The organism is Mucilaginibacter sp. 22184, from assembly GCF_052045695.1.
Classification (GTDB): Bacteria; Bacteroidota; Bacteroidia; order Sphingobacteriales; family Sphingobacteriaceae; genus Mucilaginibacter.
The window spans coordinates 197658-211602 of the sequence record NZ_JBQEPI010000010.1; the positions used below are offsets into that span (position 1 = coordinate 197658).

The 13945-nt window shown below is 42.4% G+C and carries 9 protein-coding genes; 5 read left to right on the top strand and 4 right to left on the bottom strand.

The window, feature by feature from the left end; translation table 11 throughout:
* The first annotated feature begins 183 nt into the window (after nucleotides 1-183).
* The 3 genes from dnaE (at nucleotide 184) to ACTJKG_RS22260 (ending at nucleotide 5464) form a co-directional block, all read left to right on the top strand.
* Entirely contained in the window at nucleotides 184-3768 is a 3585-nt protein-coding gene (gene dnaE, locus ACTJKG_RS22250) for a DNA polymerase III subunit alpha (protein ID WP_172336388.1), read from the top strand.
* 345 nt (nucleotides 3769-4113) lie between these two features.
* Nucleotides 4114-4434: a thioredoxin gene (gene trxA, locus ACTJKG_RS22255; RefSeq protein WP_172336387.1), complete on the top strand. Its 321-nt coding sequence runs from the start codon at nucleotides 4114-4116 to the stop codon at nucleotides 4432-4434.
* A 109-nt stretch (nucleotides 4435-4543) separates the two neighbouring features.
* Nucleotides 4544-5464 (top strand): DUF58 domain-containing protein, encoded by a 921-nt coding sequence (locus ACTJKG_RS22260; RefSeq protein WP_440740447.1) that lies wholly within the window; start codon nucleotides 4544-4546, stop codon nucleotides 5462-5464.
* Nucleotides 5465-5563: 99 nt separating this feature from the next.
* Here the strand turns inward: ACTJKG_RS22260 and ACTJKG_RS22265 are convergent, their stop codons facing one another.
* A complete protein-coding gene (locus ACTJKG_RS22265; RefSeq protein ID WP_440740448.1) occupies nucleotides 5564-6886 on the bottom strand; it encodes a sensor histidine kinase in 1323 nt (440 codons plus the stop codon).
* Nucleotides 6887-6897: 11 nt separating this feature from the next.
* Complete coding sequence (locus ACTJKG_RS22270) at nucleotides 6898-7575, bottom strand: response regulator transcription factor (protein ID WP_172336384.1); 678 nt, start codon at nucleotides 7573-7575, stop codon at nucleotides 6898-6900.
* Nucleotides 7576-7778: 203 nt separating this feature from the next.
* On the opposite strand from ACTJKG_RS22270, the gene ACTJKG_RS22275 reads away from it, so the two are divergent.
* Both ACTJKG_RS22275 and ACTJKG_RS22280 read left to right on the top strand, forming a co-directional pair.
* Nucleotides 7779-9278: a glycoside hydrolase family 130 protein gene (locus ACTJKG_RS22275; RefSeq protein ID WP_172336383.1), complete on the top strand. Its 1500-nt coding sequence runs from the start codon at nucleotides 7779-7781 to the stop codon at nucleotides 9276-9278.
* A gap of 420 nt (nucleotides 9279-9698) precedes the next feature.
* Entirely contained in the window at nucleotides 9699-10301 is a 603-nt protein-coding gene (locus tag ACTJKG_RS22280) for a TetR/AcrR family transcriptional regulator (RefSeq protein WP_172336382.1), read from the top strand.
* 87 nt (nucleotides 10302-10388) lie between these two features.
* Here the strand turns inward: ACTJKG_RS22280 and ACTJKG_RS22285 are convergent, their stop codons facing one another.
* Both ACTJKG_RS22285 and ACTJKG_RS22290 read right to left on the bottom strand, forming a co-directional pair.
* On the bottom strand, nucleotides 10389-11402 hold the full coding sequence (locus tag ACTJKG_RS22285) for a glycosyltransferase family 4 protein (protein ID WP_172336381.1): 1014 nt from the start codon (nucleotides 11400-11402) through the stop codon (nucleotides 10389-10391).
* 110 nt (nucleotides 11403-11512) lie between these two features.
* Nucleotides 11513-13792 (bottom strand): glycosyltransferase family 4 protein, encoded by a 2280-nt coding sequence (locus ACTJKG_RS22290; RefSeq protein ID WP_172336380.1) that lies wholly within the window; start codon nucleotides 13790-13792, stop codon nucleotides 11513-11515.
* Nucleotides 13793-13945 lie beyond the last annotated feature (153 nt).

A 13945-nucleotide genomic window follows, 5' to 3' on the forward strand; every position in this document is an offset into this window, starting at 1 on the left:
AGCATAATATATTAGCTATGTGATTAGTCCGGTTTAAGTTACAGCTTCATCAGCATAATAACCAAACACCACAACCCATAGATAAAAAAATTATTCGGGCTTAGTTTTTCAACACATGATGCGGCAAAGTTGTTTTATTGATAACTTTGTATTTCTACAGGATTTTGCTGAAAAGGATTCATTATGCCAGATTTTTCTCATTTACACGTACATACCCAGTTTTCACTACTTGATGGTGCCGCCGATATATCAAAGCTATATAAAAAGGCCGCGGCTGATGGGATGAAAGCATTAGCCATAACCGATCATGGTAACATGTTCGGCGTGTTTAAGTTTGTAGCTGAGGCGGGTAAACACAATGTAAAGCCCATTGTAGGCTGCGAGTTTTATGTGGTTGAGGACAGGCATAAAAAGCAATTTACCAAGGAGAAAAAAGACGTACGCCGCCATCAGCTGATGCTGGCTAAAAACCCCGAAGGTTACAAAAACCTGGTGAAGCTATGTTCCTTAGGCTATATGGAAGGCCTGTACAGTAAATGGCCGCGTATTGATAAAGAACTGATATTAAAATACCATAAAGGCCTCATTGCCACTACCTGTTGCATTGGTGCATCAGTACCCCAGGCTATATTACGGGAAACACCCGAAAAGGCGGAAGAAGAATTTAGATGGTGGCTTGACCTTTTTGGCGAAGATTTTTATATCGAGCTGCAACGTCATGATATTCCGGAGCAAACCACTATTAACAATGTATTGCTTACTTATGCTAAAAAGTATAATGTAAAAGTAATATGCTCCAATGATTCGCACTATGTGGATCAGCAGGACTCCAATGCCCACGATATTTTACTGTGCGTAAACACCGGCGATATGCAAAGTACGCCGATAGCGACTGATGAAGAGGGTGGTAAAGGCTACCGTTTCGGCTTTCCGAACGACCAGTTTTATTTCAAGACACAGGCAGAAATGGGCAGCTTGTTCTCTGATATCCCTGAGTCATTGGATAACACTAACGAAATTGTTGATAAGGTAGAGGTATTAAAATTAAAGCGAGACATACTGCTACCCAATTTCGTTATTCCCGAAGAGTTCAAGATCCACAACACACCGGATGCCGATACCCTTAACCAGTGGGAATATTTAAAACATTTAACATTTACTGGCGCAAAGGAGCGCTATGTAGATATTTCGCCCGAAACGGAAGAACGGATCAACTTTGAGCTGTTCACCATACGTACCATGGGTTTTGCCGGGTACTTTTTAATTGTGGCCGACTTTATTAAGCATGGCCGTGATATCGGCGTATTTATTGGGCCTGGCCGTGGTTCGGCCGCGGGATCGGTAGTGGCTTATTGTACAGGGATTACCAATATCGACCCGATGAAGTATAACCTCCTGTTCGAGAGGTTCCTTAACCCGGATCGTAAGTCGATGCCCGATATTGATACCGACTTTGATGATGCGGGCCGACAAAGGGTGATTGACTATGTAGTAGAAAAATATGGCAAGAACCAGGTGGCGCAGATCATTACCTACGGTTCCATGGCCGCCCGTACCAGTATACAGGACGTGGGCCGGGTGCTGGATATGCCGCTGCCCGAAATGGCGGCCCTTAAAAAGCTGGTTCCCGAAACATTAGGTATCACGCTTAAAGAAGCCATTGAGCAGGTGCCCGAGCTTAAAGAAATTGTAAAAGGGAACGACCTGCGCGGACAGGTGCTGCGTGAGGCCGAAAAGTTAGAAGGCTCAGTTCGTAATACTGGTGTACACGCCGCGGGTATCATCATTGCGCCTTATGACTTAACTGATATTGTACCGGTTGCAACCGCTAAAGACTCCGATCTGCTGGTTACGCAATACGATGGGCGTGTGATTGAGGATGCAGGCGTTATCAAGATGGACTTTCTGGGACTGAAGACCCTGACCATTATTAAAGACGCGCTGCGGATGATCAAGCAAAACCATGGAGTAAGCATCGATATTGATTATATACCGCTTGATGATACTAAAACATATGAGCTTTATCAACGCGGTGATACCAACGGTACGTTCCAGTTTGAAAGCGATGGTATGCAAATGTACCTTCGCGATCTGAAGCCGGATAAGTTTGAGGACTTGATTGCCATGAACGCCCTGTACCGTCCGGGACCGATAGAGTACATCCCCAACTTTATTAAACGTAAACACGGTCAGGAACCTATTGTATTTGACCTTCCGGATATGGAGGAATACCTGGGCGAAACCTATGGTATCACCGTATACCAGGAACAGGTGATGCTTTTATCGCAAAAGTTAGCGGGCTTTAGTAAAGGCGATGCCGACGTTTTGCGAAAAGCCATGGGTAAAAAGCAAATTGAGGTGCTAAATAAAATGGAGGCCCAGTTTATGGATGGGGCCATGGCTAAAGGACACCCCAAAGATAAGCTGACTAAAATATGGACCGACTGGAAGGCCTTTGCGCAATACGCTTTCAATAAATCGCACTCTACCTGTTACGCCTTTGTGGCTTATCAAACTGCATATTTAAAAGCGCATTACCCCTCTGAATATATGGCCGCGGTTTTAAATAACCAGAACAATATAGAAAAGATTACCTTTTTCATGGAGGAATGCCGCCGGATGGATCTGCTGGTTTTAGGCCCGGATATTAATGAGTCGGACATGTCATTCGCGGTAAATAAAAAGGGGCATATCCGTTTCGGACTAACCGGCGTTAAAGGCGTTGGCGATAAAGCGGTTGAAAGTATCATTGAAGAACGCGAAGCTAATGGTCCGTATGAAACTTTGTATGATTTTGCACGCAGGTCAAACACGCGGAGTGTAAACCGTAAATCATATGAAAACCTGGTTTACGGGGGAGCTTTTGACGGCTTTGGTGTACACCGGTCGCAGTTTTTTGCCAAGACCGAGCTGGGGGTATTAACAGGTGTTGAGCGACTGATCAAATACGCGAATGATTATCAGAACGTGCAAAGCAGTTCACAATCATCATTGTTTGGCGGTTCGGTGGCCTCCTATGTGCCGGAGCCGGCTATGCCCGATGTGGAAGAGTGGCCGCTGATTGAAAAATTGAAGTACGAGAAAATGGTGATCGGTATATACCTGACCGGGCACCCGCTTGATAATTATAAAGTTGAGCTGGAACGCTTCTGCAACAGTACCGTAAGCGATCTGAAACTGGTGCAAAAAGCACGTACAGGTGAGGGCGGCGAAGAGATCATGAGCGCGTTTAACGAATTACGGAAGCGGGGCGAGATCCGCATTGGCGGCCTGGTTGGTAACGTGCAGCATAAGATGACTAAAACCGGTAAACCTTTTGGCACCTTTGTGCTCGAAGATTATAACGAATCATACGAATTTGCCTTGTTTGGCGAGGATTATGTGAAATTTCGTAATCTGATGATGGATGGTTATTTTCTGCATATCAAAGGGAATATCGAAGAAAAATTCAGGCAAAAAGATAACTGGGACCTGCGCATACAGGTAATGAGCCTGCTATCGGAAATGCGCGATAAGATGACCAAATCATTGACCGTTTGCCTGGATGTAAATAGTTTGAACAGTAAGCTGCTGGATGATATTCAGCAGGCCATTATGGTCAATAATGAAAAGTATCCGGTTCAGAACTGTAAACTACGCTTTTTGATCAAAGATCGGGAAGAAGCTTTACAGGTTGAACTGGCCTCCAAATTGTTCAAAGTAAACCCAAGCGATGACCTGATGGCCGATATTTTTAATTTGACCAACATACAGCCGGTGTTGAATTAAAAAGACATTATTTGATTTTTATAATTTCTGACTTAATTATTCAAACGGTCAATAAAGGAAAACAGGCTATTTATTAACATAGAAAACGTTACGATGTGGGTTAACATGAAAATGCCTGTTTTATGCAATTATTTTATTTAACTATTTGATTTTTAATTAAGTAAAATAATGTAAACCGTAAAAAGTGTAAACCATGTAAACCCACTTTTTTGGTTTTTTTTAAGGGGATTGATATAGAGCTCTGGTTATGTTATTAATATAATTGTCACATTGTCAGGTCACATTTGTGGCAAGTTATTTGAATAGTATATATTTGTAATACAAAAAATTTAAAAAATAGAAATCATGGCTTTAGAAATAACTGATGCGAACTTTGACGAACTTGTGCTGAAATCAGACAAACCCGTACTTATTGACTTTTGGGCAGAATGGTGTGGTCCTTGTAGAATGGTAGGTCCGGTTGTTGAGGATATTGCAAAAGAATATGCAGGCCAAGCCGTTGTTGGTAAAGTTGATGTTGACAACAATCCAGGTATATCAATGAAATACGGAATCCGTAATATCCCTGCTTTATTATTCTTCAAAAATGGCGAAATTGTTGATAAACAAATTGGCGCCGTTCCAAAATCAGTTTTAACCGACAAATTGGTTAAGCAATTAGCATAATTACAAAAGGCAAAAATTAAGCTTATTGATAGCTTAACTCACCATATTTATTACCTTAAAAAAGCGTTACCTATTTGGTGACGCTTTTTTTATACCCTATATTAGCCCTATGTCCCTGTTAAATGATGATCAGCAAATAAGGCAACTGGCCAACCTGGAGCTACTGGCCCGCCAGGTGGTTGAAGGCTTCATAACCGGCCTGCACCAGAGTCCCTTCCATGGGTTTTCTGTAGAGTTTGCCGAACATCGTTTGTACAATAATGGCGAATCGGTAAAAAATATCGACTGGAAGTTATTGGCCCGCACGGAGAAATTGTTTGTAAAACAGTTTGAAGAAGAAACTAACCTGCGCTGTTATTTACTGCTTGACACTTCGTCGTCTATGAATTTTCCCGAAAAGGGGATGAATAAGCTACAGTTTTCTGTTTATGCGGCGGCCGCGTTAATGTATCTGTTTAAAAAACAGCGCGATGCTTTTGGATTATGTCTGTTTTCGGATAAGATTGACTGGCTGAGTGCCGCCAAATCAACCAGCACGCATTTGTTTCATTTGTATGCCGAGCTCGAAAAAATGTATAATAGTCCGCGGGTAAATACGGTTACGCATATAACTGATGTGCTGCACCATATTGCCCAGGAGATACATCAACGTTCCATGGTGATTATTTTTAGTGATATGCTCGAAAATAGCCTCGACACCGAAAAGTTACAGGCACTATTCGCGGCTATACAGCACTTGAAATTCAATAAGCACGAAGTGGTTATATTTAATGTGCACGATAAGCAAAAAGAACTCGATTTTAATTTTGATAACCGTCCGCATCATTTTATTGATATGGAAAGTGGCGCCGAGATAAAAGTGCATCCTGGTAAAATACGTGATGCTTATCAAAAATCGTTAGCAGCGTACCGGCATGAGCTGGAACTCAAATGCGCGCAATATCATATTGATTTGATTGATGCCGATATACACGAAGGCTATCAGAATATACTGAAAACCTATTTGGTGAAGCGTAATAAGATGATATAAAAAAAAGGCTATTCTTAAAATAAAAATAGCCCTCTCAATAGGGGTAGCACTTACTAAAACTGCCCAAAGTAATAAATTTCGAATGAAGATTTGGTGAAGTTATACCTGGTTATCAAATATCAGCTTTACAGCAGTTCCCTTATTTTTTACCGAGTTTATTTTAATGTTAATGTTATGAAACGCAGTGATACTTTTCACAATAGCGAGGCCTAAACCATAACTTTCTTTTTCATCGGTATCAAACTTCTCAAAACGATTAAAGGCATTATCAATTTGCTTTTGCTCCATACCAATACCCGTGTCGGCAATTGTAATGGCATAAATATCATCATTAAGATCATCACTAATAGTAATACTGCCTTTAGTGGTATTGTATTTAATGGAGTTGTTAATGATGTTGAACAGCAACGTATGCATGAGCGGACGGTTGCCCTGTATAGAATAAATGTATTTGAGATGATTGGTAAAAGTTAAGTGTTTTTCATCTATACGATCTTCCAATTCTTCATGTATTTCTTTGATAACTCCGGCTATCATGACCATATCGCCCTTGTCAAACTGGTTGTTTTCTACCTTTGATATAAGTAACAAGCTATTAATGATTGATTTGAGGCGATTGAGTGTTTTTAGGGAGGCATGCATCTTATTTTCGCTGCCCTCACTTAATTCCTCATGTAGTAATATATTTTCGAGCCTTGAGCTGATGATGGATATAGGCGTAAGTAACTCATGCGACACATTGGCGATGAATTGTTTTTCCAATATAAAAAGGTTGGAGATCTTTTTCATCAATGAGCTTATACTATCATCAAGTAATTCAAAATCCTGGGTTGTGGTTTGGATCTTCTCGTAATCAAAGTTCATGGGGTCATTCACTTTGATCAGCTTGCGGTCAATAATCTTATAAAAAGGGGCAAGCAAAAACTTGGTAAACACAAGGTCGCTTATCAACGTAAGTACCAGGGCAATGAACAATACCAGTAAAGTGAACTTTTTGATGATGGACTTTAATTCTTCAACAGATTCGATGGTTTCCCCAATTTCCAGAAGGTAGGTATGCTCATTAAAGTTAAAGCGGTTGGAGAGTATGCGATAAGTTTCCATATTCCGCTCAACCTTCCTTGTTTCTGTACTAAAGGTTACTTTGCCGGGCGTGTTGGCCTCATATTTAACCGGGGTTATGGTAATAAACTCTTCTTTTAATATATTATAGTCGGTATATACTTTTTGCGCCGCCAGAAAGCTGTTGATCTCCCTGGAAGAAAGACTCCTTAACGTAGCTTCTTTTTTTTCTTCCAGGCGAACCTCAATATGGTTATAAGATATTTTTTCAATAGAAAGCAGGATAAGCAGGCCGGTAAATAAAATAATGGCCACCTTGGTTAGCGTATTATATAGCGCCAGCTTTACCTGAAGTTTCATCCGGGGAATGTTTAAATATTAATACGGTAACCAATACTCCTTACGGTTTCAAACCAATCAATAGGAATGTATTGCGATAGCTTTTTACGCAGGTTTTTAACATGCACGTCCACAAAGTTGGAGTCGGAATTGATCTCCAGTACATCGCCCCAAACGTGTTCGGTTAAGTTGGTACGTGATATTACCCGGTTTTTATTCAGCACCAGGTAATTGAATATCTCGAACTCTTTTTTGGTGAGGTTAATACGCTCATCATTATACATCACCGTACGGTTCTGGATATTAACGCGCAATCCTTTGATATTGATATCATTGCTTTCCAATCGGTGTTTGCGGCGTGTTATGGCATGCATGCGTGCAAGGAGCTCACTTAACGAAAACGGTTTGGCCAGGTAGTCGTCGGCGCCTTGTTCCAGACCCATTACGCGGTCGTCAACGGCTCCACGCGCTGTAAGTATAATAACGGCATCGTCGCGTTTTTCAAGGCCTTTCAGCATTTTTAACAGGTCAAAGCCGTCACCGTCGGGCAAGCCAAGGTCAAGCAGTATAAAGTCATAGTTGTTTACAAATATCTTTTCCTCGGCCGATTTTTTGGTACGCGCGTGCTCAACAGTAAAACCTTCATGACTTAAAAATTCATCTACTTCAAGGGCCAAGCCCTTTTCGTCTTCAACAATTAATACATTCATACGCCTGCAATTTACAAAAGATATAAGAATAGAGATAATTTCGGAATTGGGATTTGAGATTTCGGATTTTTATTTAAAATCAGGTGCAGTATATTTCAAGATTTACTCTGTTTTTAAATGTCAAGCTCAAATTCCAAAATGAATATAAATTATCGAAATCAATTTCGGGTTAATGCTGTTAAAGAATAAATACCTCCTTCTATATGAGACTTTCCATTGAACGAAAACCCATAAGAGTTAATCCCGATCCCAAACGCGTTATAGCAAGATTCTTTTTTAATGGGAACGACCGTGCAAAAGAAGTGATAGAACGCGTGATGGATATTAGCGAGGAAGAAGCTTTCGGTATCATTTCGCCATTGCTGCAGGAGTATTCCAAAAGGCATCGTAACATCACCAGGGTACTAAACCGGCATTGCAGTAAGCTAAAGCCATTATTTAATGAGCTGAACATTGATTTTGATACCCTCACAGTTTACCGAAAACTACTCATCGGCTCCTATTTTACCCATGAATATTCCATTGAATCTGCGGCGTTCTTTAACCCATCCATAGTAGAAGATCCAGATCAAACCGAGTTGGAAGATGGTCAGAAACGAGTGATCATCAGCTTTAGGGCAGTAGGTGAGGGCCATATCTCCTCTATCACTTTCAGAAGAGCGCTGATCGATAAAAATAATGAAATTACCATTCAACCTTCAGGTAGCTATATTGATGAGGCCGAAATTGTGCGGAACGCTGTTTATAACAAAAAGCTGTTCTTTGAAAAAGCCGCTATTACCCAGATCAGTATAGATGTGATCAATGAGCTGGAATCAAAGCTCGATCATCATTTTGAGTACGCCAATCTGCGCCGCATCATTCTCGATTCGCAGAAACTACAGGAGAGCGACATGAAGCGCCTGGAATACGACAAGGTACTCTGGCTGGCCGATTCCTACTATGAGATTGTATTTTCATTGGATACCGATATATCAGACAGGGTCATATTCCCCATATCGGAGTACGAACGCAAAGGTATCGAAGATGCCCGCTTTGTGAAATTTATCAATGACGATGGCACCTATGTATACTATGCTACCTATACTGCCTATGATGGTTCGCTGATTATGCCCAAATTGCTGCAAACCACCGACTTTTATAATTTTAAGATCATGCCCCTGTATGGCGCTGGCGCTCAGAACAAGAACCTGGCCCTGTTTCCTCGTAAGGTGAATGATAAGTTTGTGATGATATCGCGCATTGATGGATGCAATAACTATATCATGTACTCCGACAAGATCAATATCTGGGAAAAACCCGTATTGCTGCAACAGCCTAAATTTACCTGGGAGTTTATCCAGATAGGTAACTGCGGATCGCCTATAGAAACTGAAGAAGGTTGGATCATGATCACCCATGGCGTAGGCCCTATGCGGCGCTATGTGCTGGGCGCCAGCCTTTTGAAGCTTGACGATCCAACCATTGAGATCGGTCGCCTGAAGGAGCCCCTGCTTATCCCCAACAGCGACGAACGGGAAGGCTATGTACCCAATGTATTGTACTCCTGCGGTACCATCGTGCATAACGATAAGCTCATTATCCCGTATGGCGTGTCGGACTCATCAACTGCATTTGCCGAGGTTTGCCTGGACGAGCTCCTCAAAAAATTAAAAGAGGACGCAGCCGAGCACCGGGCCAAAACCAGGAAACAAAAAGCGTAGGTCAAAAACTTTTTAAACCTTAAATTTTAACACTTTTTGTGCCTAAATGGGGTGAAAATCGTTCAAAAACTGTTCGGAGAACCGCATTTTAACACTTTTTAACAAATTTTCAGTACGATTTTGAGCAGCTTTTGAAACTTTAAAAAGTATTAAATTATTGATTGTCAAATAACTGTATTGGAAATGAGCGATTTTTGCTCTGTTTTTCCCTTAATTCAACAGCCCGTTTTCTCCTTTTTGATCAGGAAAAAACGGGCTGTTGAATTATAGTAAATATACTAAATTATCAGCAGATTTTCGCTGGTTAATTTTTTAAATATGAGTTCTAAAGGGTCATTTTTATTCCGCTGCAACAGCATTGGCATTGTTATTCATAATCATAAAAAGCTTTAACTTTAGCCATACCAATTTATAAAATGTATGGGTAGTAAAGAACGGGTGGAACGTTTAAAAGCAGAGGTCCGTCAGCTTATTCTTGATGCCGCGATGGGGATCGTTAAAGATGAAGGATGCGAGGCATTAAGCATCAGGAAAATTGCCGATACCATTGAATACAGTCCAACTATTGTATATTCTTATTTCCTGAATAAGGAAGCGGTGCTGATCGAATTGTCAAAACGGGGTTTTGCCATGCTTATCAATTGTATACAGCAACGGTTGGCAACGGTAAGCGATCCCAAAGAAAGAATGGAGACCGTATTAAGGGCCGTTCTTTATTTTGCCACCAGTGAAAACGAGCTTTACCAGTTAATGTATAAGGTAGGTACCGATGTGGCGGATGTGGAAAAGGCCTTCCCGGCGCTGTCGACCTTTATTAACCTGTTTCGCGAGGGGATGCAGCCACTGGTAAAAGCAAATGCATTGACAGAGGAAACTTTTCGGTGCAATTACCTGATATGCATGTCGTTTGTACATGGCCTGGTAGCCCTGAACCGCTATTTTAAAGATATTGACCCTGCTATGAATAATATGGTATTGAAGAAAGCCATAGGCGGGATCATTGGCACGATCGAGCGTTCGTAGACATTAAAAATTACATGTTGTCGGTTAAACGCTGCCACGAGATACGCTAATCTCGCGGCAGCGTTTAACAAATATTTTAATTGGGGGTTAGGGGCTTAATATTTGTTTATATAAGCCCAAATAATCAGCCGCCATCTTATCTTTTGAGAACCGGGATGCTGCCCAAGTATGGCAAGCCACCCGGTCAATTGTTTTTATTTGATCAACAGCTGTTACGGCTTCGTCGATATTATCCACCAAAAAACCGGTTTCGGTATCCCTGATCAGCTCCGGCATCGATCCGCGGTTAAAGGCGATCACCGGCGTGCCACAAAGCATGGCCTCGGCTACGCTCATGCCAAAAGGCTCATTAAAACTGATGGGGTGCAACAAGGCATAGGCATTGCCCAAAAGCTGTTTCCGGTTTTCTGGCCCGGCATGACCTATATATTCTATTTCGGCGGATAAAAACGGCTCTACTTTTTCGCGGTAATAATTTTCATCCTGGATTATGCCCGCTATGAGCAGTTTGCGCTTGCTCTTTTGAGCAATGGAAATAGCTTCGGCTGTGCCCTTATCCGGGTGGATGCGGCCAAAGTAAAGCAGATATTTATCCGAATCTGGCTTTTCATAAAATTCAAAATCGGCAGTATTTAGCCCATTATAAACGGTGGCCAGGTATTCCAGTTCGGTGCTACGGTCGGCATTACTAATACTTACGTAATGGCCGCGGTGGTTATATTTTTTGTATACGGGGATAATGCGTGGTGATGAAAAGCCGTGAATGGTAGTTATCAGCGGTGTTTTGATTAAACCCGAATAAGTGAGCGGCAAAAAATCAAAATTGTTATGGATAATATCAAACCGACCGGCCTGCTCCATCAGATTACTGATATGCAAACATTCCAACACTTTGGCATCCTGACTACGGTCTTCCTCGTAGCCCGTAGCGCAAACCGATTCCAGCTTTCCCGCGGTTATCGAATCGCCGGTGGCAAAAAGGGTAACATCGATGCCCAGTTTTATCAAACCTTCGGCAATGTTTGATGCTATCTGTTCCCAGGGGCCATAATGCCTTGGCGGTGTGCGCCAGGCGACGGGCGATAATACGGCAACCTTCATTTTAATTAGTGAATTAGTGAGTTAGTGAATTAGTGAGTGGGGAATGGTGAATAGTGAGGGATGTAGTTTTATTTTACCACTCACTATTCACCATTCAGCACTCTCCACATCTAACAAATCTCCATTTTTTGATTGCCATACTTGTTATATTCGTATTCCAGTTCGAAGGCTTTCAGTACCGTTAAGTGCGATATGAGATAGGCCAGCGTGCTTTCGGCGCCCTGGTTACGGTTGATGCCGGTTGGCAGCAAACCATCACAGCAGCCTTTGGTTTCATGATCATATAAAGGGGCGCGCAACGTGTTTTCGCCCAGGAACCACTTATAGCTCAGGAACATTTTCTCTACATATTGTGGCACCCTGAATATCTGGTAAGCCTGGAAATGCATCAGCACCATGGCCATGGTTTCAATAGCCTGCTGATCAAACGTAGGGAAGCTGCCGCCGCGATAATACCAGCCATCATTTCCTACCGGACTCAGATACCCGTTTGACAGCGTGAGCTTATCCAGGAACGCCATTGTAGCCAATGCTATCCGTTTGGCATCCTCATTCCCGGTTATTTCGCAGGAATGCAGCAGGGCCAGTGGCAGTATGGCATTATCATAGGTCATTTTCTCCTCAAACCATTGCCAATCTTCCGATTGCGTATTTTCATAAGCATCGATGAGCGGCTGCGTAAGCCGGTTCAGTATGTTCACCATGCCTTCATCGGTAGGATACACTTGTAAGTATGAACTGATGCCGATAATGGTATTGGCCATGCCCCTTAAATGTTCCAGCTTTTCAAAATGCGGTACCGATTTATGGAATATCTCCAATGCAAATTCCCGGTACGAGTTGCTGGCCGCGCAACCGATGAGGTGCCCCAGCGCCCAAATGGTACGACCGAAAGAATCCTCCGATCCTACCTCGTCCAGATACCTCCGGTCGAAACTCAGGAAATTGCGGAAATTGCCATCATCCGTTTGCATGTAGTGAATATAGCTGAGGTAGATAGGGAGCAGCTCAAATGCTTCGCGGCTTTTGCTGCGTTGATAAGCCATCAGCGCCATAATGAGCGCGCGGGCATTATCATCCAGGCAATAACCCTCTTTTAAATTGGGTATGCCGTATTTGGCATGTTGTACAATACCGGTATCATCTGTTAAGCGCAGTACATGCGTAAGGCTGAATTTGGGCAATATCTCGGGATCAACAATACTGTTTTTTAGTATCTTATCGCTAAAATCAAACCGTACACTGGCTTCCTGGGCCACTTTAATAAACTCGGCACCTACTACCGGCCAGCGCAGGTGTAAGCCATATTGATAAGCATTTTCTTTGAGTTCTTTTAATACCAGGTCCTGATCAAGCAGTTCAATAACGGTATCGGCCAGGGCGTCGGCGTTTTTAAAATCAAACAGGCGGCCGCGTTTATCGGCCAGTAGTTCGGTTGCATGCCAGTATGGGGTTGATACCACGGCTGCTCCGGCACCAACGGCATAAGAGAGCGTACCACTGGTGATCTGCGCTTCGTTCAAATATGGAGTAACATAAATTTCGCAGGCCGTGAGGTAATTTACCAGCTCTTCTTCCGATACAAATTTATTGATGAAAGCCAGGTTGGCCGATACACCCAGTTGGGCGGCCAGGGTTTTGAGGTGGTCGCGGTATTCTTCACCTGAGCTTTTGATTACGCCCGGATGGGTATTGCCTAATATTACATAAGTTACATCAGGATGTTTGGCCACAATGCGGGGCAATGCTTTTACCACGGTTTCCAGACCTTTATTGCGGCTCAGCAAACCGAAGGTTAACAACACCCGGCGATTTTTAAATGACGACAGGTTTTTAACCGGATTATTGACCAGCGCTTCCACATCCGGAACACCATGTTCAATGATCTGGATCTTTTCGGCAGGGATATCATAAATGGTGGTTAAAAATTCCACAGCCCGCTGACTCATCACAATGATCTTTGATGATTGCTCGGCTATTTCGCGAATGATGATACGCTGCACATAGCTGGGATCTTTTAATATGGTATGCAGTATCGAGATCAATGGTTTTTCGAGCCGGTTGATCAGCGGTAAAATGTAGATGCCGCTTTCGCCGCCGTAAATACCAAACTCATGCTCCATGATACATACGTCGGCATTGCTGGTATTGATATAGTTGGCCGCACGGATATAATCTTTCTGGTGGTCCTGGCGAATAACATATTTCACCTCCTCCGGGTATTCGTAATGCTGCAAACTCTCCGAATCGTTCAGCGCGACCACAAAGCCACCATGCGCTAAAGATTGTCTTTCGGGAAAATTGGCGTTAATAGCCCGCATCAGGTTTTGATTGAACGTGGCCAGGCCACATTCGCGGGGAGGGTAGGTTGATATATATGCTATTTTCATATTGGGTATAGATGTTAAGAACGTATGGTAATAGATTGAACAATTCCTTTTAATTAATTGTTTAAACTATGACTATAAAAAAGAGCAGTATTGATCTGTTTTGACAGGAAACAGACTTTTTCGATCCTTTTTGTATAGATAATACCATAAATG

Bases quoted from the DNA above. Each gene is read 5' to 3' on its own strand.
- dnaE (WP_172336388.1), top strand. From the start codon at position 184: ATGCCAGATTTTTCTCATTTACACGTACATACCCAGTTTTCACTACTT.
- trxA (WP_172336387.1), top strand. From the start codon at position 4,114: ATGGCTTTAGAAATAACTGATGCGAACTTTGACGAACTTGTGCTGAAA.
- ACTJKG_RS22260 (WP_440740447.1), top strand. From the start codon at position 4,544: ATGTCCCTGTTAAATGATGATCAGCAAATAAGGCAACTGGCCAACCTG.
- ACTJKG_RS22265 (WP_440740448.1), bottom strand. From the start codon at position 6,886: ATGAAACTTCAGGTAAAGCTGGCGCTATATAATACGCTAACCAAGGTG.
- ACTJKG_RS22270 (WP_172336384.1), bottom strand. From the start codon at position 7,575: ATGAATGTATTAATTGTTGAAGACGAAAAGGGCTTGGCCCTTGAAGTA.
- ACTJKG_RS22275 (WP_172336383.1), top strand. From the start codon at position 7,779: ATGAGACTTTCCATTGAACGAAAACCCATAAGAGTTAATCCCGATCCC.
- ACTJKG_RS22280 (WP_172336382.1), top strand. From the start codon at position 9,699: ATGGGTAGTAAAGAACGGGTGGAACGTTTAAAAGCAGAGGTCCGTCAG.
- ACTJKG_RS22285 (WP_172336381.1), bottom strand. From the start codon at position 11,402: ATGAAGGTTGCCGTATTATCGCCCGTCGCCTGGCGCACACCGCCAAGG.
- ACTJKG_RS22290 (WP_172336380.1), bottom strand. From the start codon at position 13,792: ATGAAAATAGCATATATATCAACCTACCCTCCCCGCGAATGTGGCCTG.